Genomic DNA, 25,287 nt, shown 5'->3' with positions numbered 1-25,287 from the left:
CGTTATACCTACTCCTTTTAAAGTATGAATTGAAAACTATTCCTCCCTCCTCTTCAACCATTTAGACAACACCCCGGTTACATCCTCAGAAATGTCAAAGCGAAATAGAATACCCAAATACATCGCTGTTATCATGGCCGATTTCAAAACAATATTGATCAATGGATGAAACGGAAATTGAAGCATATAAAAAAGAGCCAACAACAACAGTAAAGTTGCCAGTACTTTAAATGTTGCACGGGAGAACGGAAAGAAACCAAACTTCAATTTCACAAATACCAATTTGGAAAGGTTAAACAACAAAATGGAAATAAAACTGGCCAAGGCAGCACCCTCAATTCCATACACGGGAATCAACCAAAGGTTGAGCAAAATGGTGATTGTTGCAAAACATGCGCCCAGAACCAATATCCATTTATAAAATTGCGAGTAGTACAATATTGCATTTACGTTGCCCAAAAGTGAATCCAAGACTTTGGCCATTCCTATCAACGCAATAATAACTAGACCACCACGATATTCCTCGGGCAGCATTAAATAGAGGTCTCCAATATTTAAGATGATGAGGACGAAAAGAATTCCAGACGCAATAAAAGCAGTGAGCGATGTTTTTTTATAAAGATTTTCCAACTCAAACAAGTTGCCTTCATTCAGATAATTGGCCGTCATAGGGTAGGTAATCTGGTTCATGGCCCTAGCAGGAACTATGATACTCGTAGCTATATAACCAGCCACCCCATAGTAAGCAACATTTTCCAAGGTCTTAAATTGGTTGATCATGAATTTGTCTATCTCCAACAAAATAAGCGCTACAGATCCCCCTACTACCATTAACAATCCATATCCAACTATCGTCTTTGCTTCTTTAGGGAATTTAAAATCGAAGGCAGGTTTATATAAACTAAAGGCATACAGATTCATTAACAATGTCCGTAAAAGGTATATGCCCACAATTCCTTTCAAAAAGAAATCCAACGAAATAAGGTCAACATACAATAACACCAGCAACACCGAAACGCATATTCTTCCAAAAACCTCTTTCAGAAAATTACCGTAAACGGATTTTAAATGCACCTTGCTCCATGCGTAGAATACTTCAAAATATGCCATGGCGAATCCAACTAGGAACAGGTACCATAAATAGTCCTTGACCAATGCATTTTTTACGGACAAAAAGTTTCCAATCGGTTCATGGGCCAACCATACAATCACAACCAGGGGCAATATCACAAGCAAAGGGGAAAGCAGGATAAGCGTTAAAAAGCCATTTTTAGATGCATCGGTTTGACCACTATAATATTTAACCAACCCGTTATGCGCTCCTGATGCCATAATGGGCATCAAAATGGCTCCGGTGGCCAAAATAAAGGTCACAAGTCCGTAGTACTTGGAATCAAGGATATTGGTATAAAGGAAAAGAGTATTAATGGCGCCAAAACCAAACCCGATAAAGGTGACAACCGTATTTTTAAAGGATTGTTTTAAGACGATTCCCATGTGATAAAATTGGCCAGTTGTTTGGTTAGTTCTTTACGGTGGTATTGCTCTATCCCAACAGTGTCGCTTTTTAGATTTCCTTTTTGATAGGCCGCAAACCAATTTAAAAGTAAGCTTTTTAGTTCTTCTTTGGTTGTTCGTGCACAGAATGCACCGGCTTTTGCATCTTCTACCATCTGTCCGGCCTCCCATCCTTGGGGGCCAATAGCCAAAATCGGTCTCTTTGCACAAAAATATTCAAACATTTTACCAGGAATGATCCCTTTGGTTTCCTGGGAATCAATCTCCAGCAATAAAAGGATCTGTGATTTTTTTTGTAATTCCAAAACCTGGTCATGCGAAATATACCCCAAATGATGAACGTGGTTTTCCAGTCCATTTTGCTTTAAAGAATGTATTGTCTCCCTACCGGTGACTCCAGCCAGCTTAATTCTTAATTTATCAGCAAAGGTCTCATTCTCATTCACCAATTCCCCTAAAGCTTCCCATAAATTATCGGGATTTCTTCCCGTTAGCAACGAGCCAATATGTGCTATGGTGAAGTCTGCATCCAATGCAACCGAGTCCGGAGTTCCTTCATAACCATTGGTAATTGTTTTAATGGGTTTCGAGGTAATGCCCTCAAACTCTCTTTTGGTCGTATTGCTGGTCACTACAATTTTATCGGTCAAGTTCAAGACCTCTTTTTCAAGTGCTTTATGCTTTTTTTGGGAGGTTTTCGTCAAACGAAGTTTTTTATGATACCCAATTGAGGTCCAGGGATCTCGAAAATCGGCTACCCACTGAACTTTGTTTCTTTCCTTTAATCCAAGCCCAATAAGATGTATACTGTGCGGAGGTCCTGTGGTAATTATAGTGGTAATGTTTTCTTTGGAAATAATGTCGGAAAGGAAGTTGATAGAAGGCTTCACCCAAAACTTGCGCGCATCTGGAATAAAAAGATTACCTCGGACCCACAGCAACAGTTTCTCCAACAACGAAGAATTTTTTTCTTCGATGATTCCGGAGCTTATGGTTTTGGTTTTCTTCTTTGAGAGCATTCCTGCCCAGGAATAGGGCTCATTTATAGGGTACTTTAAAATTTTTATCCCTTCCGGCACTTCTTCAACAAGGTTTTTATCGATTATGGGGTAAGTTGGATTTTCTGGAACATAGACAATGGGTTCAATTCCAAAATCAGGAAGGTATTTTACAAATTTTAGCCATCGTTGTACCCCTGGTCCACCTGCTGGTGGCCAATAATATGTTATGACCAAAATTTTGTGCATTATTCGCTTTTGGATTTTTTAGGTAGAAAAGCAAATACCAATCCTCCCAGAATAATCAACCCGAGTAAAATATTGCTTCCTAAACTAATTTGGCTTCCTAATGTAACCACCTCAGGCTCAAACTTGAACTCTATTTCGTGTTTTCCGGCAGGAACCTTCATCCCCCTCAAAGCGTAGTTCACTTTATAATGTGGACTTGCTTTTCCATCAATATAAGCCTGCCAATCGTGCGGATAGTGCATTTCGGAAAACACAGCAAATCCAGTGTTGGCATTGCTGGATTGATATTTCAAGTAATTGGGTCTGTAATCAACCAAATCTATAACGGATAAAGAATCCAATTCATAGCTCAATTTAGTAACTGTTGGGTTTGCCTTAGTGTTGACCACCACCTCCAATTTTGAATCAAACTCCTCCTTTAAAGCTTGAATCTCTGCATTGGCCGAGCTAACCGGGATAACTTCTTCTATAAACCATGCATTTCCGTTGGCATTGTCATTTACTGCAGGAAAGCTGTTTCCATCCTCATCTTGTTGAATAATGTACTTTGCATTCAACATGTTCAGGACCTCTAAATTATTCTGATAGAGATGATGTTCAAATAAATCTTGTAATTGGCGAGGTTTAGCCGCGTGATAGCCTCCAATGGATTTATGAAAATAGGATGTTCTAGCACCGTTAAGTCCTTCTTGTGGGTCAAACACCCTGAAATTAGAATTGTCTTGTTGAATCAAATTATCCAACTGACTTGCCTGAAATGGGGTGTTTACGTTTCGTTGACGAACAAAATCATCCTTGTTCACATAGCGGAGGTTCACTCCCACCAAATCAAATAAAATTAGAACACCCAACGCAAGGGCCACAACATTCTTTCCTATTTTATCTTTGATAAAAAACCAAAGTGCCGTAGCCGCCAATGCCACATAAATCAAAGAACGAATGGTATCGCTAATATAAACAGCCTCACGATCACGTTGGATCATGGTCATCAATTCATCCCCGAAATAACCTCTATATGTTTCGTCTCGTAATCCTTGAAAATCAAAAAATCCTTTGAGCAAAAAGATAAAAACTCCCAATCCGAGGGTGATAAAGAAACTTAGTTTTAGGGCTTGAAGTTTTTGCCCTTGATTCAATTTCGACCTAAAAAGTTCCCTCACGCCCAAAATTCCCAAAACTGGAAGACAAAGTTCCAACACTACTTGTATGGATGAGACCGCACGGAATTTGTTATAGAGTGGAAAATAATCGATCATAAAATTGGTAAGGGCTGGAAAGTTCTTGCCCCATGATAACAACAAGGACAGAACAACACCAGCGAACAACCACCATTTCTTTTTCCCATTTACAGTGAAAAGTCCAAGGAAAAACAAAAAAATAATTATAGCACCTACATAGGCCGGCGCTGCAACAATGGGTTGATCTCCCCAATACAATGGCAAACCAGTTGAAAGCTCCAACGCTCTGGACGGGGATAGTCCCTGTCCAGTAAGATATTCATAAACTTTCGATTTTTTTCCAAGGTCTTCGTTACCTGAGCCTCCAAACAGTCTTGGTGAAAACAAATCAAGAGATTCGGCAATACCATAACTATATTGGGTGATGTAATCATAATCCAATCCACTAGTAGCCACCTTAGGTGTTCCATCGGGATTTATGGTCAATTCCGATTTTCCCCTTGTGCTCCAATCCGCATATTGTTTGGTGGCCAAAAGTCCGGTTGCGTTGGTCGCTATGGAAAGTGCAACGGCCAAAATTAAAATCCCGACCGAGGCTAAAAAGTGTTTCAATTCTTTATCCTTTATGGCATAAATGAGGCGAACCAACCCTAAAATCAGAACCAACAGCATAAAGTAGTAGGTCATCTGATAGTGATTGGCGCTTATTTCGAGCGCCATTGCCAAGGCGGTAAGAATAAATCCAAGCAGGTATTTTTTTCGAAACACCAGAACAATTCCACCCAACACCATGGGAATATAACCCAGCGCATGAGCCTTGGCATTATGCCCCACCCCAAGAATTATGATAAGATAAGTTGAAAAGCCAAAGGCCAACGACCCTAAAATAGCTAAACGGTATTCGACCTTAAGGCATAACATTAAAATATAGAATCCTATAAAGTAGAGAAAAAGGTAATCCGCTGGTCTGGGTAAAAAACGAATCAACCGGTCCAATTTTTTAATATAATCATGCGGATAATTTGCTCCCAATTGGTATGTGGGCATTCCACCGAAAGCACTGTTGGTCCAATAAGACTCTTCTCCTGTAAGTTCTTTGTAGTCGTTACGCTCTTTGGCCATTCCTTTATATTGGGCTATATCGGATTGGAATATGGCCTTGCCCTGAAGCACAGGATAAAAATATAGCAGTGATGCCACTATAAAGAAAGCTATTACACAAATACTGGTAATAATGGCTTTTGGGGAAAGATTCATGGATAGATTTTGAATAGACAAATATTAGTCAATTTCTTCAAAATCTATATATTCTCCAACTTTTTTTGAGGGATTGGATTTTTTAAAAGGTTTTTTGGAAATTGTTGTCTCCTCTTCTTTGCGGGCATTCTGGCCAAAGTCTTGATAATTACCGAATTCCTGTCCAAATCGCTGTTGGGTTTTCTTTACAGCATAATTGAACAGTTTGGGCATCAACCATTTTGCGAGCAATTTAAGCGCGTAGTATACTAATATTGCTACTAATATCGTTTGTAGTAAAACCATATAACAATAACTATTGAATCAAAATTACATTGTTAGTCCTTCAAATCAATTGAAAGTATCATAAAATAGTATTAAAATCGGTTATATGGATTTCTCCCTTTTAAAAAAGACCCCCTTATTTCTTTGTGCAATTCCGTTTTTTATCAATGCTCAATACACGGATGTGATAAATTCCAATAGGCCTGGAAGAGCTGTAAGTGCCTACGCTGTTGGCAAAAATGTGGTCCAGGCTGAGATGGGTTTGGTTTATGAGCAAAGAGATAATGCAAATTTAGGAACTGATTCTAATATTTTGGGAACTGATGTTTCGCTGCGCTACGGATTACTTTTTGAATCATTGGAAATCAATTGGGAGGGGTCTTTTATCTCGCAAAATGTAACTTTTACCAATACGGGCACTGATGAAAGACGGACTGATTTTTCAAGAAATAGATTAGGGCTTAAGTTTTTGGTTTTCGACCCATTCAAGAATCCAGAGAACAATAAACCCAATTTGTATAGCTGGAGAGCCAATAATGTTTTCCAATGGAAAAATCTAATTCCGGCGGTATCCCTTTATGGCGGGGCCACTTTTACGCTTGGGGACAATCCTTTTTATGTTGGTGATCCCGTTGTCTCCTATCGGGGTGCCATTGCCACCCAGAGTCGTTTATCGCCAAGATTTGTACTTATTTCCAATTTTGCCTACGATAGAATCGGAACTGATTTCCCAGAACTGAGCTATGCTGTTTCCCTCACGCATGCCTTTAGAAATCCCAAATGGAGTGTTTTTGTTGAAAATCAGGGTATAACCAGTGATCGTTACAAAGATATTTTGTTGCGAACCGGTGTGGCCTATTTGGTCAATGAGAACTTTCAGGCAGATTTACATATGGGTTCTGGTTTTCAGAATTCCCCATCCCGCATTTTTGCGGTTCTAGGTTTTTCTTACCGACTGGACTTTCATAAGGATACTTTGGTCCCAATAGACGAACAAAAAGCTGGTCAAAATGGTAAAATCCGTAAAAAGGATATGAAAAAGAAACGTAGAAAGAAAACCAAAAAGAAAAAAGATAAACTAGATTTTTAAGTTTTGTCAGTATCATTTTTCTTCTGCTGATAATATTCCTATTATTGACCTTGCAAAATTTAATGTATGGTCAACCTAAAACAGGTAACTTCTAAAGCTGATATTAAGAAATTTGTAAAATTCCCCTTCAAACTTTACAAAGGTTCGCCCTATTGGGTCCCCCCAATCATCAAAGATGAGATGGAATCTTTTGACCCTGCTAAAAACCCAGTTTTCAAAAATGCCGAAGCTACTTTCTTTTTAGCCTATAAGGACGGTGACCTTGTTGGAAGGATTGCAGCAATCATCAATTGGCTGGAAGTAAATGAACAGAAAATCAAAAAAATGCGTTTTGGGTGGTTTGATTTTATAGATGATTTCGAAGTTTCCAAAGCACTTCTGGACAAGGTCTCTGAAATTGGTCAAACCAATCAATTGGAATATATGGAGGGCCCTGTTGGCTTTTCAAATTTGGACAAAGTAGGTGTGCTTACCGAGGGTTTTGACCATATCGGAAATATGATTACATGGTATAACCATCCTTACTATCAATCCCATTATAAAGAACATGGTTTCATAAAGGAAAAGGAATATTTGGAGAACAAATTTTTGTTTGCCAATGCCGACCCCAAAATATTTTACAAGGCCAATATTCTAATCAAAAAAAGATATGGGCTTAAAGAGTTGAACTTCACAAGCAGCAAAGAAATCATGCCCTGGGTGGACAAAATGTTTGACTTGTTCAATGATTCATACGCAGCGCTAGCATCTTTTGTAAAAATTACAGACGTCCAAAAAGAATATTTTAAAAAGAAGTATATCAGTTTTATAAATCCGGAATACATCAAATTTGTTGTTGACCAAGAGGATCAATTGGTGGCTTTTGCCATAGTTATGCCATCATTCTCCCAAGCACTGCAAAAGGCCAATGGGAAATTATTTCCAAGTGGTATCTTCCATTTGCTCAAAGCCAAGAAACATAGTAAGGACGTTATTTTTTACTTAATAGGTATACATCCAGAATATCAAAATAAGGGAGTTACAGCCGTTATTTTCAATGAATATTACAAGACTTTTCAAGAAAAAGGAATCATAAATTGCATCCGTACCCCAGAGCTGGAGGAAAATGTTGCAATACGACAAATTTGGAAACATTTTGATCCTGTTACGCACAAAAGACGGCGAACCTATCGTAGGAATCTTTAATTTCTATGTTCAATATTAAATATCTGCTATTCTCCCATAGCAGCGGCTACAGCAGCGGATAATCTTTTATAGGTGCCATTTTGCAAACGTTCTCTGATTGCAGAGAAGGCAACCAAAGTTTCTTCAATATCCTGCAGTGTGTGGGTTGCCGTAGGAATCATTCTTAGTAAAATCAATCCTTTAGGTATAACAGGATAAACCACTATAGAGCAGAATATTCCATAATTTTCACGAAGGTCTTTAACCAGCGCCATAGCTTCTGGTATACTTCCGTTCAAATATACAGGTGTAACACAGCTTGAGGTGGTCCCGATATCAAAACCGCGTTCTTTTAGACCATTTTGAAGTGCATTTACATTCTCCCAAAGTTTCGCTTTGAGTTCGGGCATGGTACGCAACATGTCTAAACGCTTCAATGCTCCTTTTACATAGACCATGGGTAAGGATTTGGCAAACATCTGAGACCGTAGATTGTACTTTAAGTACTCGATAATCTCTTGGTCGGCGGCAACAAAAGCCCCGATTCCCGCCATCGATTTGGCAAATGTGGCCAAGTACACATCAATATCATCTTGTATTCCTTGCTCCTCACCTGCCCCGGCTCCAGTTTTTCCAAGTGTTCCAAAGCCATGTGCGTCGTCAACAAGTAGTCTAAATTTAAATTTCTTTTTAAGCTCAACGATTTCTTTAAGGATGCCCTGTTCACCCCTCATTCCGAAAACTCCCTCTGATATCACCAATATTCCCCCACCTGTTTCTGTGGCCATTTTGGTAGCCCGTTCCAAGTTTTTCTCGAGGCTTTCTACGTTATTATGTTTGAAAGTGAAACGTTTACCCATATGCAAACGAACTCCATCAATAATACATGCATGACAGTCTACATCATAAACAATAATATCATCTTTTGATACCAAGGCATCAATCACTGACATAAATCCCTGGTAGCCAAAATTCAGCAAATAAGAGGCTTCTTTATTCACAAAAGCAGCAAGTTCCTGCTCTAATTGCTCATGGTAATCAGTATGACCGCTCATCATACGAGCTCCCATTGGAAAAGCTGCTCCATGCTCATATGCCGCATCCCCATCAACCTTTTTTATTTCTGGTAAATTGGCGAGTCCCAGGTAATCATTGATACTCCATGTAATGACCTCTTTTCCTTGAAACTTCATTCTATTGGAGATTGGACCTTCTAATTTTGGGAACACAAAATAACCTTCCGCTTGCGATGCCCATTTTCCCAACGGCCCCTTATTCTCAATGATTCTATCAAATAAATCTCTCATCTACCTTAAAATTGATTGAACTGCAAAAATATATATTTTTACCAAGCTCACATAACTAATGTTTCCATATAAAAAAACGACAATGAAAATCATTGTCGTTCCAATATATATAATAAGCTAGTAGTTTACTTGATGTATTCTATTTTTTCAGGTGTTTCGGCATTCTGAATATCGAAAAACCCTTGGTTTTCCATCCATTCGTTGCTATACACCTTACTCATATACCTAGACCCATGGTCTGGAAAAATAACCACAACATTACTGTCTTCCGAAAATTCTCCTTCTGTATTTAATTGATACAAGGCCTGCATCGCGGCACCACTGGTGTATCCAACAAAAATACCTTCGGTATGGGCTATTTTTCGGGCCATATGGGCACTTTCACCATCGGTAACCTTTACATAACGGTCAATACTGTTAAAATCGGTGGCATCGGGAATCAAATTTTTCCCTAATCCCTCAATTCGGTAAGGATATACCTCATTATGGTCAAATTCGCCTGTTTCATGATATTTTTTGAGTACGGACCCGTAGGCATCCACTCCCAAAACCTTAACATCTGGGTTTTGTTCTTTTAAATATCGTGCAATACCAGAAATAGTTCCACCAGTACCACTACAAGCCACCAAATGCGTAATGGCTCCATTGGTCTGTTCCCAAATCTCAGGGCCAGTTGTATGGTAGTGTGCCTCTATGTTGAGTTCGTTAAAATATTGGTTGATGTAAACGGAGTCCTTGGTTTCCTTATGAAGACGTTTGGCTACTTCATAATATGACCTTGGATCATCCGCACTTACGTGCGCCGGACACACATACACTTTTGCTCCCATGGAACGAAGCATGTCTATTTTATCTGGAGATGATTTTGAACTAACCGCCAAAATACATTTATATCCTTTTACAATACTCACCATGGCCAAGCTGAAACCAGTATTACCGGACGTAGTTTCTATAATTGTACTTCCTGGCTTGAGCAATCCTTTACGCTCAGCTTCTTCTATAATGTAAACTGCAATCCTATCTTTTGAGGAATGACCAGGGTTAAAAGACTCAACCTTGGCATAAAAGTTTCCTGTAAGGGGCTTGGCAATTTTGTTAAGCTCAACTAGGGGGGTATTTCCAATTAAATCAAGAATATTGCTATGCGCATTTATCTGTTTTCTCATAACTGGGTTTAGGTAAGGACATATCTGAAATTTCTTTCCGATTTATCAGGCACAAAAATAGTATTTTTTATTTTAAGGGGTTTTTCCTTCCAAATCAAGGATAAAAGCGTATTCTTTGGCAGTTTCCCTCAAAGATTCGAACCTACCCGATGCTCCACCGTGCCCTGCATCCATATTGGTATCCAAAAACAATAAATTCTCATCGGTTTTGTATTCACGTAGCTTTGCAACCCATTTTGCCGGTTCCCAATACTGTACTTGAGAATCATGTAGACCTGTAGAAACATACATATTTGGATATGCTTTTGACGCTACATTGTCATATGGTGAATAAGATTTCATGTACTCGTAATATTCTTTTTTATTCGGATCTCCCCATTCATCGTATTCCCCAGTGGTAAGTGGAATGGATGAATCCAGCATCGTGGTTACTACATCTACAAATGGAACTGCAGCGATAACACCTTTATACAGCTCTGGGGCCATATTTACCACTGCCCCCATCAATAGTCCTCCAGCCGAACCCCCGCTGGCATATAAATGCTCGGAGCTTGTATACTTTTTCGCTATCAAATATTTGGAACAATCAACAAAGTCGGTAAACGTGTTCTTTTTATTTAGAAGTTTTCCGTCCTCGTACCAAGGTCTTCCTAAATACTCACCTCCTCGGATATGCGCTATGGCATAGATAAATCCCCTGTCCAACAAACTCAATCTGATAGATGAAAAATAAGGGTCTATGGTACTTCCGTATGAACCATAGGCATATTGAAGCAGTGGATCGGTGCCGTCGAATCTCACATCTTTATGGTAGACCAAGGAAATGGGTATTTTAACACCATCTCTGGCAGTGGCCCATAATCGCTCAGTGCGATAATTGGATTTGTTGAATTTACCACCCAAAACCTCTTGTTCTTTGAGTACTTTTTTGGTTTTCCTTTCCATATTGAAATCGATAACCGCATACGGTGCACCCATTTCATTATAATAATAGCGCAACTCTTTGGTGTCAAAATCGAGGTTAACCGAGGCCCCTGCCACATAAGTTTCACTTTCAAAGGGCAAATAATAGCTTTCCGAGTTGTCCCATCGGACAATCTTGAGCTTATTCAATCCATTTTCCCGTTCCGAAAGCACATAATAGTCCTTAAAAATATCTACGTCTTCTAAAAGCACGTTTTCGCGATGCGGAATAAACTCTTCCCAAAAGGCAGCATCAGTTTTTTCATCCGTGGTCCTCATCAGCTTAAAATTGGTAGCTTCGTCTTTATTGGTTAACACAAAAAAGTTGCCATTATAATGGGAAATGGAATATTCAACACCCCTCTTCCTTGGAGAAAATATCTTAAAATCACCGTTGGGGTCATCAGCATCTAAAATTTGATATTCAGACGTAAGCGTACTTACAGAACCAATTACCAAATATTTCTTGGATTTGGTTTTATAGACAAAAGTATTAAAGGTGGAATCTTTTTCATGAAATACCAGCTTGTCCTCAGTTTCTGAAGTTCCTAAGGTATGTCTATAAATCTTATCCGAACGAAGAGTAACCGGGTCCTTTTTTGCGTAGAACAATGTTCTGCCATCATTACCCCAAACGGAACTTCCGGTGGTGTTTTCAACTTTGTCATCATAAATCTCACCTGTTTCCAGATTTTTTATTTGAATGGTGTACTGCCTTCTGGAAACGGTATCGGTAGCAAATGAAGCCAAGGTATTGTCTGGACTAATGGAAATACCCCTTAAATTAAAGAATTCATGGTCTTTGGCCATTTCATTACAATCGAACATCAGTTCATCCACCGAATCCATATTGTTGGCGCGGCGTAAATAGATGGGGTATTCCTGGTCCGTCTGATATTTGGTGATGTACCAATAGCCATTGTATTTGTAGGGAACAGATGTATCATCTTCTTTTATTCGAGATTTCATCTCTTGAAACAGTGAATCCTGAAACTTTTTGGTATGCGAGGTCATCTCCTCATAGTAGACGTTCTCTGCGTTCAAATAATCCAAAACTTCTTGGTCCTCCCTGTTGTTCATCCAATAGTAGTCATCAACTCTTCGATCTCCATGTTTCTCAAGTTTGGTCGGTTTCTTTTTTGCAATAGGAGGTATATTACTCATCGTCTTTTCTTTACTCTTTTGACAGGAACCTGCAAAAATAAGACATACCGTAAAAAAACTACTTTTAAAAACAAGGTGTTTCATCGATTTTGATTTATGCCAAATTATTACTTTTGAACTCAATATTGCTTTAAATTCAAGATTATGTTCGGAGATTTCATGGGAATGATGGGTAAACTCAAGGAAACCCAGGAAAAAGTGAAGGCGACCAAAGAACGGTTAAATACGGTTCTTATTGATGAGAATTCTTCTGATGGCAAGATAAAGGTGACCATTACTGCAAATAGGGAAATCAAATCCATTGTTATAGATGATACCTTGTTGCAAAATAAGGAGGAACTGGAAGATTATCTGGTTTTGACCCTGAACAAAGCTATTGATAAGGCAACAAATGTTAATGAGACCGAACTGTCAGCCGTTGCAAAGGAAGGTATGCCCAATATCCCTGGAATGGATTCTTTGTTTAAATAAAGTGCTTTGTTTATACCTGAACCGTTCTCAAATCCAAAATTTGGGAACATAGTTCTTTTGCTCTTGTAATAGGCCACTCCTTACCATGCAGGTTACTTTCAATGACCGCGCTTTCCAGTACAAGATATATTTGTTGAACCAGTTGTTTAAGGTCTTTTTCATTGACAGGTAAAAAATTTTCCTGTATCAGTTGTTCTACAAAGGCTATCAATCCGTTTTTTTGGGCTAAGATCTCCTCACGTACCAAGGTTTCATCTTTTGGGATTTCTGAGAATGCTTTTATATTCCAACACCCGTTAAAATCCTCCATTTGAAAAAAAAGTTCCATATACTGGAACAGTGCCATAATTTTCGCCTTGCCCTTTGGAGCTTGATTTACATAAACATTGACCGCCTTTATAAACTCCTCATTTCTATATCTTAAATGTGCGACACAAATGTGCTGTTTAGATTCAAAATAATTATCGAATGTGGCCCTGGATACGTTGGCTTTTTCAATTATTTGGTCAATAGTGGTGCCCATATATCCATTATTATAAAAAAGATTGGAAGCACAATCGATTAGGGAGTTGAGTTCTGGGGAATTTTTCATTGATATTTAGCTATCTTTCAAATCTTCATCTAGATAAATATAAAAATATGCTAGGAATTTATCTAGTGTTGGTAGACCGCTGTTTTGCCCCTTGTATTGTAAAATGTTTGTTTTTTCTATTAAAACAACATTAAAAAGTATCGTCTTATACGATTTTCAAATAGCCATTTCGCCAAGAATATCAAGCATTTTGGAGTGCATTGCATCGGTATAGTCCAAATGCGTGACCATACGAAGTTTTCCTTGTCCCATACCTATAATGGAAATATTACTTTTTTTAAGTTTTGACAGAAAATTCTCAGAAGAAATCTTAGATTCATCCAACTCAAAAATGATAATGTTGGTTTCAATGGGTTCTACTTTTTGAATACATTCCATTCCCTTTAAAGCTACTCCAATTTCTTTTGCTTTCTGATGGTCATCCGCTAATCGATCAATATGATTGTCCATAGCATAGATTCCGGCAGCTGCCAAAAACCCGGATTGTCGCATACCTCCCCCCAGGACTTTGCGTACACGAAGCGCTGCATCAATCAACTTTTTATTTCCCACTAAAACTGAGCCCACCGGGCAACCTAATCCCTTGCTCAAACACACACTAATGGAATCAAAGAGGTTTCCGTAATCTTTTGGGTTTTCCTGTTTCGCAACCAAGGCATTCCAGATTCTTGCTCCATCCAAATGGTAGTTTAATCCGTTTGAATCACAAATAGTTCTTATTTTTTTAAGCTCGTCAAAATCCCAACAAGCACCACCTCCTTTATTGGTGGTGTTCTCTATACATACTAAAGAGGTTAAAGGGCTATGGTAAAAATCTGGCGGATTTATAGATTGTGCCACTTGCTCCGAGGTCATCATCCCTCTATGTCCATCTACCAGTTTGCAAGACACGCCGCTGTTGAAACTTACTCCTCCGCCTTCATAATTGTAAACATGGGCATATTTATCGCAAATGAGTTGTTCTCCAGGGTTGGTATGTAATTTAATGGCAGTTTGGTTGGCCATGGTGCCGCTTGGAAAAAACAAGGCCGCTTCCATCCCGAAGTAGTTGGCCACTTTTTCTTCTAAAGCGTTAACGCTGGGGTCATTTTTAAAAACATCGTCTCCTACTTTTGCAGTCATAATTGCCTCGAGCATTCCTGGTGTAGGTTTTGTAACGGTGTCGCTGATCAGGTTTATTTCCATTTTGCCGGTCGGATACTTGGATAGTTAGATTATTGTGTTAGTTCGATACAACTTCTCCGTTAATGAAAACAATCCATTCCTATTGGTGATCCATCCGGAATTTTTGGAGCTGGAATCACTTTAAAACTGTCAGGAGCTTTGGTAAAGGCATCTATTCTTCTTACCATTTCAACAGCAATCGGATTTCGACCATTGCTCAACAATGAAACTTTAAGTGCCCGAAGTGATTCATGGGCAACTGCATTAACCTGTGGATGTACCTGTTTGTGTGCGGCTAAATTCATAATATGATACAGTACCCTGAAGTTTATGGTATGTTGCACTTGGTTCAAATACGAATCTTTATGGTTCTCTTCAATGGTGTTTTCTATTAGTTTTTCCATTAGTTGAGCTAAATCTATTTGATCTTTATCTAAACTCTTTTGCTGAATAAGTCTAGATGCGCGCTCTGGATGCAATAACAAACCCAATGTCATATCTGCCGCTGTTTCCGCAGCGGACAAAGCATCGAAAGCAACTCCACTTCTACCATTAAACGATTCTCGAGACTTGCCATAACCAATTGCCCGGGGAGGGAATAGTTCCAATTTTTCCTTTGGAACGGCAATTTCCGATGCATCCAAAGTCTTTAAAATTATTTTCAAAGCGTTTTCCTGGCTTGCCTGGCTTATGGGATATACCGTTCGCTGACCATCTCCTTTTACGGAATAATTGTAGTCTAGGCCACCAATAAGTTTTGAAACTGCTTCGGTCTGATACCTATGGAAGAAGTAGAGTGGTGCAAACACATCTTCCAAAACGGAATTGGGTTCTCCTGTTCGGATATTGTCCATAGAAAAATTGTCAATAGCTGCCTTTCTAACCTTCAATACATTTTCCAATTCTTGCGAAGCATTTCTTCCATTATCCCATAGGTGAGCTAAGGCATGTGCGCCTCCCCTTGGTCTGGCATCTTGATCAGATATATATCTAAGACCATCATTCTGGGCTTTTTTCAAAATGGCATTCAATTCATCTTTTTCATTGGTGTTATTAGGAAAATCTGAATAGGAATAGGCCACGGTTACCTTATCCCACGCCCCAATATTGGTATCGTAAGCATTGCTAAAATCGATATTCTCTCCATTCAATGTGAATTGTGGATGCGGATAATCCATTACCGAAGCCCTTCCATTTGTGCTTGCCGCAAAATTATGTGCAAAACCTAAGGTATGTCCAATTTCATGTGCGGACAATTGACGAATTCGGGCCAAAGCCATTTCCAACATCGGTTGGTAATTATCGTCGCGTTCGGCAAATGGTTTGTTCATTAACGCTTGGGCAATTAAAAAATCCTGGCGAATGCGAAGACTACCCAAACTAACATGACCTTTTATGATCTCTCCAGTCCTCGGGTCCTTTACACTCATCCCATAACTCCAACCTCTGGTTGAACGGTGAACCCATTGAATAACATTATACCTAACGTCCATCGGATCGGCATTGTCAGGCAATATTTTCAATTGAAAGGCATCTTTGTAGCCAATTGCTTCAAAAGCTTGGTTCCACCATCTCCCACCATCCAGCAAAGCGGAACGTACAGGTTCTGGGGTGCCATTATCCAAATAATAAATAATCGGTTCAACCGCCTCGCTGACATCTGCATTTGGGTTTTTCTTCTTTAGGCGATGTCGTGTTATATAGCGTTTTAGAATCGGTTCTTGCACTGGGGTTGAATAATCATAATACGAGAATAGATTAGAGCCAGAACGGGGGTCGAATGTTCTTTTCTCATAATTATCATCAGGCAATTCAATAAGGGAATGGTGCTGTGCCACGGTCACCAATGCGGGGTTCGGTGCAACGGAACGAATCCAATCCCCTTCTGGGTTACCTTTAAAGGTTAGCGTCACATCAAACTCAACATTTTTTGGAAATGCCTTGGTGCGTTCAAATGCCAATGCACTTTTGGACACATCCAAGCTATAAGATCCTTGTTTGGTTCTTTTCAACCTATTGGAGACACCATGGGCATCACGCATTAAGAAATCAGTGATATCGATTAAATAATTCCCTTTGGATTCTTCTTCAATTTTAAACCCATGAAGCACCGATTTTGCAAAGGCTTGTTCTACAGATTTTCGCTCCAGCTCGTTTTGTGTTATTGCCCTGAACTTTAAATTTGGTTGCACCAACAATAACTTATTTCCAGCTTTTCTAAACAAAACTACTTGTTCGTTACCCAGCTGGCCTCTATCCAATCCAATATCATTGCTCCCTATTCCACTACTAAGGGAATACACATACAAAAATTCTTTCTCCAGCTCGTCAACCTCCAAAAAGACTTTATCAGTGACATCATCGTAATAGAAATTAAAATACCCATTGAATTTTTGGTAATTCTTGGTTTTTTCAAAATTTTGAGCATTTACAAAACCAATTGTCAATGCAATCGTAAGAATAGAAACAAAGTAATTTTTCATATCAAAAAGAGTTCTTGCTAAAATTATATAAATTTCGTTGCCCGACTATACCGAAACACTATTTTTGCCTGAAATAATTTATATGGTTACCACAGATCAACATAAAGATCTTATAGAACGCCTTGGTGCGTTAAGGAGGTATCTTTGACATTGATGCCAAACTTATTGAAATAGAGAACGAAGAGGAGAAAACTGCTGCTCTCGGTTTTTGGGATGACCCCCAAAAGGCCCAGGTTCAAATGCAAGTTTTAAAATCCAAGAAAAAGTGGGTGGAAGATTTCAATGCCGCCGAATCACTTGTTGGTGACCTGGAGGTTTTGTTGGAGTTTCTGCAAGCAGGTGAAGTTCCTGAAACAGAAGTGGATTCCCATTTTGAGAATTCCAAATTGGCCATAGAAAACTTGGAGTTTAAAAACATGCTTTCGGAAGAGGGTGATGAATTAACCGCCGTACTTCAAATAACGGCAGGTGCCGGAGGTACCGAAAGTTGTGATTGGGCTTCGATGTTGATGCGCATGTATTTAATGTGGAGTGAGAAGAATGGTTATAAAGTCAAAGAACTTAACTATCAAGAAGGCGATGTTGCGGGAATAAAGACGGTAACACTCCAAATTGAAGGAGAGTTCGCTTTTGGGTGGTTAAAAGGTGAAAATGGGGTACACAGATTGGTGCGTATTTCTCCATTTGACAGTAATGCGAAACGACACACTTCGTTTGCCTCGGTATATGTGTATCCACTAGTTGATGATACTATTGAAATCGACGTAAATCCCGCAGACATTGAAATTACAACAGCACGTTCCAGTGGAGCTGGAGGGCAAAACGTGAATAAGGTAGAGACCAAAGTGCAGCTTGTGCACAAGCCTACGGGGATCCAAATTTCCTGTTCTGATTCAAGATCCCAGCATGATAACAGGGCAACAGCAATGAAAATGCTCAAATCACAGCTGTATGAAATTGAGCTTCGTAAAAAGCAGGAGGCGAGAGCAGAGATTGAGTCTTCCAAAATGAAAATTGAGTGGGGATCTCAAATTAGAAACTACGTAATGCATCCGTATAAACTAGTGAAAGATGTTCGTACAGCGGAAGAAACCGGGAATGTTGATGCCGTCATGGATGGAGAGATCAATTCCTTTTTAAAAGCCTTTTTAATGATGACGGGGCAAAAGGATGAATAAGGTAAATGGTTAAAACCAATGAATTTCATTGATAATTGTACGTTGAAAATTGATAATTGAAATGATTAAAATTTATCACAATCCCAGATGTAGAAAATCTAGAGAGGGACTAGAATATTTGGAAAAAACTGGAGAAAATTTTGAAGTGGTACGATATTTGGAAAACGTCCCTACGAAAGAAGAGCTTCAGGAAATAATAGCCTATTTGGGGATCAGTCCTGTAGAATTGGTTAGAAAGAATGAAGCTGTTTGGAAAGAATATTATAAGGGAAAAACACTATCTGACAACGAAATTGTTGAAGCTATGGTTGAAAACCCAAAATTGATAGAGCGGCCCATTATTATTAAAGGTCAAAAAGCAGTAATAGGCAGGCCAGCGGAGAACATAGATGCATTATTGTAGCAAATAGTCGTTGTTTTTAAAAGATTTTAGACATCTTTGCTAGAGGTAACAAGCTATTTGATAGCCTATTATGTCAGTTTTGAGCGCTTCGAATTGAAACACTATGAAAAATAAACATACACTCATCTTATTTGTCCTATTGGGAATATTTTTTACAGATTCGCTGATAGCACAGTATGGCTATGGAAACCGATATGGCAACAGATATGGGCGACGGGCCAGCACAATCCCACAATCGCAAAGCCCGCCAAAGGAAGAAAAAGCCCTAACTGCAGAAGAAATTGTTGATGAGCAAATGCCTTCCATTACGGAAGCATTGGAATTGAATCCTTTTGAAGAAGCTATTGTGCGCACCACTTTGGTAAATTCGGTTCAGCAACGAATTGAGTTGAGTATCTTGAAATTAGAGCCCAACAAGATGAAAGAGGAGCTTGAGAAAATTAGGGATATACAAGATGAGGAATTAAAGGCAGGTCTGCCGGAGGATAAATACTTGGCTTTTGTAGAACTTCAAGAAAATCAGTTTAAAGCCAGAAAAAAGAAAAAGAAGAAGAAAAAGAAGAAATCAAAGGAATAAAAAAAGAGGCTTTTAGCCTCTTTTTTATTTATGCGTTTCGCTTGGCGCGTTTTGCCTCACGTCTTTCTTTATACATTTCCATCAAGTTGCCGAACAACCAATAGGGAACTACAAAAGTCAACAAGAAAATCATCAGCCAGAAACCGATGGTCAAGATGGTCAAAAAAGCTAAAAAGCCTAAGTATTGGTCAAAATCGAACATTGTTTTTTCCTTTTGTTTAGCAAAGATACCTTCATTTCTATAAAAAAAACAAATCTCCATTAAAAAAATGTTCAATTGTAATTATGTTTTATGCATATCATTCTCTGAACCCCTAAATTTGCATATCCAAAAATGTGAACAATGAGCTTTAGAATAGAAAAAGACACCATGGGCGAGGTAAAAGTACCTGCCGATAAATACTGGGGAGCACAAACAGAAAGGTCACGAAACAATTTTAAAATAGGTGCTCCAGCCTCCATGCCCCTGGATGTGGTTTATGGCTTCGCTTATCTAAAGAAAGCTGCTGCTTATGCTAATCATGAGTTAGGTGTACTTACACAAGACAAAAGGGATTTAATAGGACAGGTCTGTGATGAAATTCTTGCAAAACAACATGACACCCAATTTCCTTTGGTGATATGGCAAACAGGTTCCGGAACCCAGAGTAACATGAATGTCAACGAAGTTGTTGCCAACAGAGCTCATGAAATAGCAGGCAAGAAAATTGGCGAAGGTGAGAAAACCATCCAACCCAACGATGATGTCAATAAAAGTCAGTCTTCCAATGATACCTTTCCGACCGGAATGCATATTGCCGCTTACAAGAAAATAGTGGAAGTTACCATTCCTGGAGTAGAGCAATTGAGAAACACGCTCGATAAAAAATCACAGGAATTCAGAGATGTGGTCAAAATTGGACGGACCCATTTAATGGATGCCACTCCCCTGACCCTTGGGCAAGAATTTTCCGGATATGTTTCGCAACTAGACCATGGTTTGAAAGCGCTAAAAAACACTTTGGAACATTTAGGTGAATTGGCTTTAGGTGGAACAGCCGTGGGAACAGGGTTGAACACCCCGAAGGGATACGACGTTTTAGTGGCAAAATATATTGCTGAGTTTACTGGTCTTCCATTTGTCACGGCTAAGAACAAATTTGAAGCCTTAGCTGCCCACGATGCCATCGTTGAAAGTCATGGTGCTTTGAAACAATTGGCAGTTTCCTTAAATAAAATTGCAAATGATATACGAATGATGGCCTCGGGCCCACGTTCCGGCATTGGTGAAATCATTATCCCAGCCAATGAACCAGGGAGTTCCATTATGCCAGGGAAAGTGAATCCGACACAATGTGAAGCCATAACAATGGTGTGCGCCCAAGTAATTGGGAACGATGTTGCCGTAAGTGTTGGAGGAACACAGGGACATTATGAACTGAATGTATTTAAACCAATGATGGCAGCCAATATTCTTCAATCCGCCGAATTGATTGGAGATGCCTGTGTTAGCTTTGATGTGAATTGCGCAGTTGGCATTGAACCCAACCACGAAGTAATTAAAACACTTCTGAACAATTCTTTAATGTTAGTTACGGCATTGAATACCAAAATTGGTTATTACAAAGCTGCGGAAATTGCCAATACTGCACATAAAAATGGAACTACACTAAGAGAAGAGGCTATTAATCTTGGTTATGTAACTGCCGAAGAATATGATGAATGGGTCAAACCCGAGGACATGGTGGGTAGTTTAAAGTAAAATTTAAGGGATTATCGCATAAAAAAAAGCCCGGTGCAAATGCAACCGGGCTTTTTGTATATATGGATAGTGTATGCTATTTCAAAGTGAACTTTGAAGTTCCCAATAATTTTAGACCGTTGTCATAAACATTGACCATGTAGTTTCCTTTTTGGAAATCTGACGCTGGTTTGTTGATGTAATCACAAACATCCAAAGTACTGTTCTCATAGTAGAAATTAGTTCCTTTGCTGTAGGTAATGGAAGCTCCTTCTTCTGTAGATTTTGAAAAGCTATCTCCCAATACATTTCCTTGGGGATCTAAAACCTCAATAAAGAATTCTCTATCACCAGCTTCTGCAATTACATTGTCAGCAACAGTAAAACAAACTTTGAATTTGTCAGTGGCTCTAGCTCTTGAAGTAGAAACCAATTTACCACTGCTACGCTCTCTAACAGCATCAACTGTAAAAGTAGAAAGGCTAAGTGCAGAACCTCTTTCAACAGCATCGGCCAATTGTGTGTTCTGAACAACCAATGAATCGTTAAATACAGTTTGTGCTTCCAGCTCAGCAAATGTACTATCTCTTTCCATTGCCAACAAAGTGTTGGAAGTAGTCAAAGAATCAACTTGCTTCAATAATTTTTCTCTTTCAGCCTTAAGAACACTTACTTGTCTTCTATATCTTGACAAAGAAGCGATATCAGCTTTCATTCCCTGTACAGAATCAATGTACTTTGCAATATTATCTCTAGCAGCTACCAACTCTTCGTTAGTTGCATTGCTCTCCAAAATGGCCTTGTCATACTCAGACTTAAGGTTGTTCAAATCTTCAACAACCAACTCTTTTTCCTGAGTAAGTGCCGTAGTGGTCTTTTTCTTATCCTGGTAAAGGCTTACCGTATAAATTATAGTTCCCAAAAGAACCACCCCAAGCAAGCCAGCTATTACCTTTAATCCGTTGTTACTTTTTGTTTCAGTCATAACTTTTTAATTAATTGATCCTTAGTTTAAAGTGTTTAATCAATCGCGTTTGGTTTATATACGCTCAGGTTTTTAATTTGGATTTTTGAATTTTAAAATTTGTTAAAAAAAATACTCATTATCCATTTAAACACTTAATTTTAAAAGGAATAGGTAAATAGTAGCAGATGAAAGAAAAAGCTGTATCCTTAGTATTATGCACCCTTTTTACATTATATATTGGGAAGGTCAATGGTCAATCCGAGTCCTCAGATACAATTAAGATAATTCCGATAGAACATGCTACCGCTGTTTTGGAATGGAACGATATTACCATTTATATTGACCCGGTGGGTGGAAAAAAAGCATTTGAAAATCAAAGATTGCCAGATTTGATATTGATTACCGATGTACATGGAGATCATTTCAGTTTGGAGACTTTACAGGAACTGGACACAAAAAAAGCCAAGATCATGGTCCCTCAGACAGTCGCTGATAAAATTCCTGATGAGTTTACCCCACAAATTGATGTATTGCATAATGGAGACACCAAAGAGCGTCATGGTATTCTTGTCGAAGCCATTCCTATGTATAATTTAAGGTCAGAAGCTTTGAAATTTCACACCAAAGGTCGAGGCAATGGTTATATCCTTAATATGGGTGGGAAACGTCTCTATTTTTCAGGTGATACAGAAGATATTCCAGAAATGAGGGCCTTACAAAATATTGATAAAGCTTTTATCTGTATGAATCTGCCGTACACCATGACAGTTGACAGTGCGGCAGATGCGGTGTTGGAATTTAAGCCAAAGGAGGTATATCCATATCATTATAGAGGACGTCCCCTGGTGGGCGATGTAAAAAGGTTTAAAACCCTTGTAAAAAGTGGAAATCCCAAAATAAAAGTGGTTCAATTGGATTGGTATCCCCAAGATGATTTTTAACAAAATAAAATATTACACTGTTATTTTCGTTAACATAGTGCTTAACCAAAATAATACCGAATCATGGCTTCTAAAACCTATGTCCTGTTTGCTTTAGCATTCATTTTAGCCATCAACCTCTCTTTTTCAAATCAATGTGACAACTATTATGCGAAGGTTACTTATGGCCTAAGCCATTCAAAAAAGGCACTGAGTGCCACCAATTTTGAACATCAAATGTATTATGCCGATAGGGCCAAAATAGCCTTGGAGCAATCCAAATCCTTTATGGCCGAATGTGGCTGTGCCAAGACGGAAGACAAGACGCTTGATATCTTGGAAACCCTGGATAAGGCCATTGAGCCTGTAGATTGGGATGCTGGGAGATTCTTTTCCAAAAAAGCAATGAAACAAATCAATGAGTTGATCACCATTTTGGATGAGTGTACCTTAGGTATGTCCACAACCGTTATTGAGGACAGCGATGAAAGCACTATTGAAAATGAGGCTTATGTGGATGATGAAGATATCAAAGAAGTTTCCATGGAAATGGAAATGATCAAAGTTTTTGACAAACATGCCAAAGACAGATTGAAATCTACCGAGAAAGCCATAGAGCACTTGATTCAGTTTTCAAAATCGTTCAATGCTGGTTCTGATGGAAAAGAGGACGACCCTAACAGTCTGGTTGCCCATCAAAAAGCTTATTTGCTAGAAGCCAAACAATTATTGGAAGAAGGATTAAAAGCCCTTGAAAAAGAAAATTAAACGCTTTATCTGATTAATTTCTTGTATTTGATACGCTTGGGCATTATATCGGTTCCCAGGCGTTTCTTTTTGTTCTCTTCGTAATCCGAGAATGAACCCTCAAAGAAATAAACCTGCGAATCTCCTTCAAACGCGAGGATATGGGTACATATTCTATCCAAAAACCATCGGTCGTGAGAAATTATAACCGCACAGCCTGCAAAATTCTCTAAACCCTCCTCCAAGGCGCGCAGCGTATTTACATCCAAATCATTTGTTGGCTCATCCAGAAGTAAAACATTGCCCTCCTCCTTCAGGGTCATGGCTAGATGAAGTCGATTTCTTTCACCCCCTGACAACATGTTAACTTTTTTGTTCTGTTCGCTTCCAGAAAAATTGAATCTACTTAAATAGGCTCTTGAATTTACTTGCTTTCCTCCCATCATAACCAACTCCTGCCCATCGCTGAAATTTTCCCAAATGGTCTTATTGGGGTCAATATTGGAATGGCTCTGGTCCACATAAGCAAGTTTTGCTGTATCACCCACTGTAAATTCGCCTTTATCTGGACTCTCCTCACCCATAATCATTCTAAAAATGGTGGTCTTACCCGCTCCATTTGGACCAATTATACCAACAATTCCTGCTTGTGGTAGATTAAAATTCAAGTCTTCATAGAGCAATTTATCGCCATAAGCTTTGCTTACACCTTTGGCTTCAATCACATTGGTCCCCAATCGTGGTCCGTTGGGAATATAGATTTCCAGTTTTTCCTCTAATTGCTTTTGATCTTGACTAAGGAGTTTATCATAGTTCTTCAAACGCGCTTTCTGTTTTGTCTGCCTCCCTTTGGCTCCTTGTCTTACCCAATCGAGCTCACGCTCCAATGTTTTTTGGCGTTTAGAGGCCTGTTTGCTTTCTTGCGCCAATCGTTTGGATTTTTGATCCAACCAACCAGAATAGTTCCCTTTCCAAGGAATACCTTCGCCCCTATCCAGTTCCAGAATCCAGCCCGCGACATTATCCAAGAAGTAACGGTCGTGAGTAACTGCAATAACAGTTCCTTTATATTGTGCCAAATGGTGTTCCAACCAATGTACAGATTCCGCATCCAAATGGTTGGTAGGTTCATCCAAAAGAAGCACATCCGGTTCTTGAAGTAATAAACGACATAGGGCTACCCGTCTTCGTTCTCCTCCGGAAAGCAACCTAATTTTTTTATCTGATTCTGGTGTGCGAAGCGCATCCATGGCAATTTCAAGCTTCGTATCCAGTTCCCAAGCATTCGAAGCATCAATTTTATCTTGAAGTTCCGCTTGTTTGTCCATCAACTTTTGCATCTTGTCTGCATCTTCATAAACCTCTGGCAAACCGAACATGTCATTTATCTTGTTGTATTCATCCAAAATGGCAACAGTTTCTGCAACGCCTTCCTTTACAACCTCGAGCACGGTCTTTTCTTCATCCAATTGAGGTTCCTGTTCCAGATAACCCACTGTATATCCTGGCGAAAAAACTACATCGCCCTGGTAGTTCTTGTCCACCCCGGCAATAATTTTTAATAAGGTAGATTTACCGGAGCCATTAAGACCCAATATTCCAATTTTCGCTCCGTAGAAAAAACTAAGGTAGATGTTTTTTAAAACTGGGGTGTTGGCGGTTTTAAACGTCTTGGTGACCCCAGACATTGAAAAGATGACTTTCTTATCGTCTGACATTTGGTTGTATTAAATTATGTAACTAGAAG

General features: G+C 39.1%; 22 protein-coding genes. 9 read left to right on the top strand and 13 right to left on the bottom strand.

The window, feature by feature from the left end; all coding sequences use genetic code 11:
* Positions 1–36 precede the first annotated feature (36 nt).
* From ACULLG_RS10925 to ACULLG_RS10910, 4 genes are read right to left on the bottom strand one after another with little or no spacing between them, the layout of a single operon-like run.
* A complete protein-coding gene (locus tag ACULLG_RS10925) occupies positions 37–1,497 on the bottom strand; it encodes a lipopolysaccharide biosynthesis protein (RefSeq protein ID WP_452126824.1) in 1,461 nt (486 codons plus the stop codon).
* Positions 1,482–2,765 carry a glycosyltransferase family 4 protein gene (locus ACULLG_RS10920; protein ID WP_452126823.1) on the bottom strand — a complete coding sequence of 428 codons (1,284 nt, stop codon included), beginning with the start codon at positions 2,763–2,765 and terminating at the stop codon, positions 1,482–1,484. The genes ACULLG_RS10925 and ACULLG_RS10920 overlap by 16 nt, the downstream gene beginning before the upstream one ends.
* Positions 2,765–5,200: a YfhO family protein gene (locus tag ACULLG_RS10915; protein WP_452126822.1), complete on the bottom strand. Its 2,436-nt coding sequence runs from the start codon at positions 5,198–5,200 to the stop codon at positions 2,765–2,767. The genes ACULLG_RS10920 and ACULLG_RS10915 overlap by 1 nt, the downstream gene beginning before the upstream one ends.
* A 24-nt stretch (positions 5,201–5,224) precedes the next feature.
* On the bottom strand, positions 5,225–5,485 hold the full coding sequence (locus tag ACULLG_RS10910; RefSeq protein ID WP_452126821.1) for a DUF4834 family protein: 261 nt from the start codon (positions 5,483–5,485) through the stop codon (positions 5,225–5,227).
* A gap of 85 nt (positions 5,486–5,570) precedes the next feature.
* On the opposite strand from ACULLG_RS10910, the gene ACULLG_RS10905 reads away from it, so the two are divergent.
* Both ACULLG_RS10905 and ACULLG_RS10900 read left to right on the top strand, forming a co-directional pair.
* Complete coding sequence (locus ACULLG_RS10905) at positions 5,571–6,554, top strand: transporter (protein WP_452126820.1); 984 nt, start codon at positions 5,571–5,573, stop codon at positions 6,552–6,554.
* Between the two features lie 66 nt (positions 6,555–6,620).
* The gene (locus ACULLG_RS10900) at positions 6,621–7,739 is read left to right on the top strand and encodes a GTP cyclohydrolase (protein ID WP_452126819.1); all 1,119 of its coding nucleotides are present in this window, start codon (positions 6,621–6,623) and stop codon (positions 7,737–7,739) included.
* A 26-nt stretch (positions 7,740–7,765) separates the two neighbouring features.
* Here ACULLG_RS10900 and ACULLG_RS10895 read toward each other — a convergent pair whose 3' ends face one another.
* From ACULLG_RS10895 to ACULLG_RS10885, 3 genes are all read right to left on the bottom strand, one after another.
* On the bottom strand, positions 7,766–9,025 hold the full coding sequence (locus tag ACULLG_RS10895) for an aminotransferase class I/II-fold pyridoxal phosphate-dependent enzyme (RefSeq protein WP_452126818.1): 1,260 nt from the start codon (positions 9,023–9,025) through the stop codon (positions 7,766–7,768).
* Positions 9,026–9,150: 125 nt separating this feature from the next.
* Entirely contained in the window at positions 9,151–10,191 is a 1,041-nt protein-coding gene (locus tag ACULLG_RS10890; protein WP_452126817.1) for a PLP-dependent cysteine synthase family protein, read from the bottom strand.
* Between the two features lie 72 nt (positions 10,192–10,263).
* Positions 10,264–12,402 (bottom strand): S9 family peptidase, encoded by a 2,139-nt coding sequence (locus ACULLG_RS10885; RefSeq protein WP_452126816.1) that lies wholly within the window; start codon positions 12,400–12,402, stop codon positions 10,264–10,266.
* Between the two features lie 60 nt (positions 12,403–12,462).
* On the opposite strand from ACULLG_RS10885, the gene ACULLG_RS10880 reads away from it, so the two are divergent.
* Positions 12,463–12,789, top strand: a complete 327-nt coding sequence (locus ACULLG_RS10880; protein WP_452126815.1) for a YbaB/EbfC family nucleoid-associated protein — start codon at positions 12,463–12,465, stop codon at positions 12,787–12,789.
* Positions 12,790–12,799: 10 nt separating this feature from the next.
* Here ACULLG_RS10880 and ACULLG_RS10875 read toward each other — a convergent pair whose 3' ends face one another.
* The 3 genes from ACULLG_RS10875 to ACULLG_RS10865 all read right to left on the bottom strand — a co-directional run bounded on the left by ACULLG_RS10875 (position 12,800) and on the right by ACULLG_RS10865 (position 17,028).
* Positions 12,800–13,381, bottom strand: a complete 582-nt coding sequence (locus ACULLG_RS10875; RefSeq protein WP_452126814.1) for a TetR/AcrR family transcriptional regulator — start codon at positions 13,379–13,381, stop codon at positions 12,800–12,802.
* A 156-nt stretch (positions 13,382–13,537) separates the two neighbouring features.
* Positions 13,538–14,566, bottom strand: a complete 1,029-nt coding sequence (locus ACULLG_RS10870; RefSeq protein ID WP_452126813.1) for a threonine aldolase family protein — start codon at positions 14,564–14,566, stop codon at positions 13,538–13,540.
* Between the two features lie 59 nt (positions 14,567–14,625).
* Positions 14,626–17,028, bottom strand: a complete 2,403-nt coding sequence (locus ACULLG_RS10865) for a zinc-dependent metalloprotease (RefSeq protein ID WP_452126812.1) — start codon at positions 17,026–17,028, stop codon at positions 14,626–14,628.
* A gap of 82 nt (positions 17,029–17,110) precedes the next feature.
* Here ACULLG_RS10865 and prfB point away from each other — a divergent pair.
* The 3 genes from prfB (at position 17,111) to ACULLG_RS10850 (ending at position 19,186) form a co-directional block, all read left to right on the top strand.
* Positions 17,111–18,206, top strand: a protein-coding gene (gene prfB, locus ACULLG_RS10860) for a peptide chain release factor 2 (RefSeq protein WP_452126811.1) whose coding sequence is annotated in 2 segments (ribosomal slippage) — positions 17,111–17,173 and positions 17,175–18,206 — 1,095 coding nt in all. Because the reading frame shifts where the segments join, the coding sequence is not laid out codon by codon here.
* Positions 18,207–18,267: 61 nt separating this feature from the next.
* Positions 18,268–18,609 (top strand): arsenate reductase (glutaredoxin), encoded by a 342-nt coding sequence (gene arsC / locus ACULLG_RS10855; protein WP_452126810.1) that lies wholly within the window; start codon positions 18,268–18,270, stop codon positions 18,607–18,609.
* Between the two features lie 103 nt (positions 18,610–18,712).
* Positions 18,713–19,186: a hypothetical protein gene (locus ACULLG_RS10850; RefSeq protein WP_452126809.1), complete on the top strand. Its 474-nt coding sequence runs from the start codon at positions 18,713–18,715 to the stop codon at positions 19,184–19,186.
* A 28-nt stretch (positions 19,187–19,214) separates the two neighbouring features.
* On the opposite strand, the gene ACULLG_RS10845 is transcribed toward ACULLG_RS10850, so the two are convergent.
* Positions 19,215–19,448 carry a hypothetical protein gene (locus ACULLG_RS10845; protein WP_452127989.1) on the bottom strand — a complete coding sequence of 78 codons (234 nt, stop codon included), beginning with the start codon at positions 19,446–19,448 and terminating at the stop codon, positions 19,215–19,217.
* 81 nt (positions 19,449–19,529) lie between these two features.
* Here ACULLG_RS10845 and fumC point away from each other — a divergent pair, with 81 nt between their 5' ends.
* Entirely contained in the window at positions 19,530–20,927 is a 1,398-nt protein-coding gene (fumC, locus tag ACULLG_RS10840) for a class II fumarate hydratase (RefSeq protein ID WP_452126808.1), read from the top strand.
* A gap of 76 nt (positions 20,928–21,003) precedes the next feature.
* On the opposite strand, the gene ACULLG_RS10835 is transcribed toward fumC, so the two are convergent.
* Positions 21,004–21,891, bottom strand: a complete 888-nt coding sequence (locus ACULLG_RS10835; RefSeq protein ID WP_452126807.1) for a hypothetical protein — start codon at positions 21,889–21,891, stop codon at positions 21,004–21,006.
* A gap of 167 nt (positions 21,892–22,058) precedes the next feature.
* On the opposite strand from ACULLG_RS10835, the gene ACULLG_RS10830 reads away from it, so the two are divergent.
* Both ACULLG_RS10830 and ACULLG_RS10825 read left to right on the top strand, forming a co-directional pair.
* Complete coding sequence (locus ACULLG_RS10830) at positions 22,059–22,814, top strand: MBL fold metallo-hydrolase (RefSeq protein ID WP_452126806.1); 756 nt, start codon at positions 22,059–22,061, stop codon at positions 22,812–22,814.
* Positions 22,815–22,877: 63 nt separating this feature from the next.
* Positions 22,878–23,561 (top strand): hypothetical protein, encoded by a 684-nt coding sequence (locus tag ACULLG_RS10825; protein WP_452126805.1) that lies wholly within the window; start codon positions 22,878–22,880, stop codon positions 23,559–23,561.
* A gap of 5 nt (positions 23,562–23,566) precedes the next feature.
* Here ACULLG_RS10825 and ettA read toward each other — a convergent pair whose 3' ends face one another.
* Positions 23,567–25,258 (bottom strand): energy-dependent translational throttle protein EttA, encoded by a 1,692-nt coding sequence (ettA, locus tag ACULLG_RS10820; RefSeq protein ID WP_452126804.1) that lies wholly within the window; start codon positions 25,256–25,258, stop codon positions 23,567–23,569.
* Positions 25,259–25,287 lie beyond the last annotated feature (29 nt).

This window comes from Flagellimonas sp. 2504JD1-5 (genome assembly GCF_053618295.1).
Note: the sequence above shows the minus strand (reverse complement) of the source record. Positions and strands in the feature narration are given on the sequence as shown.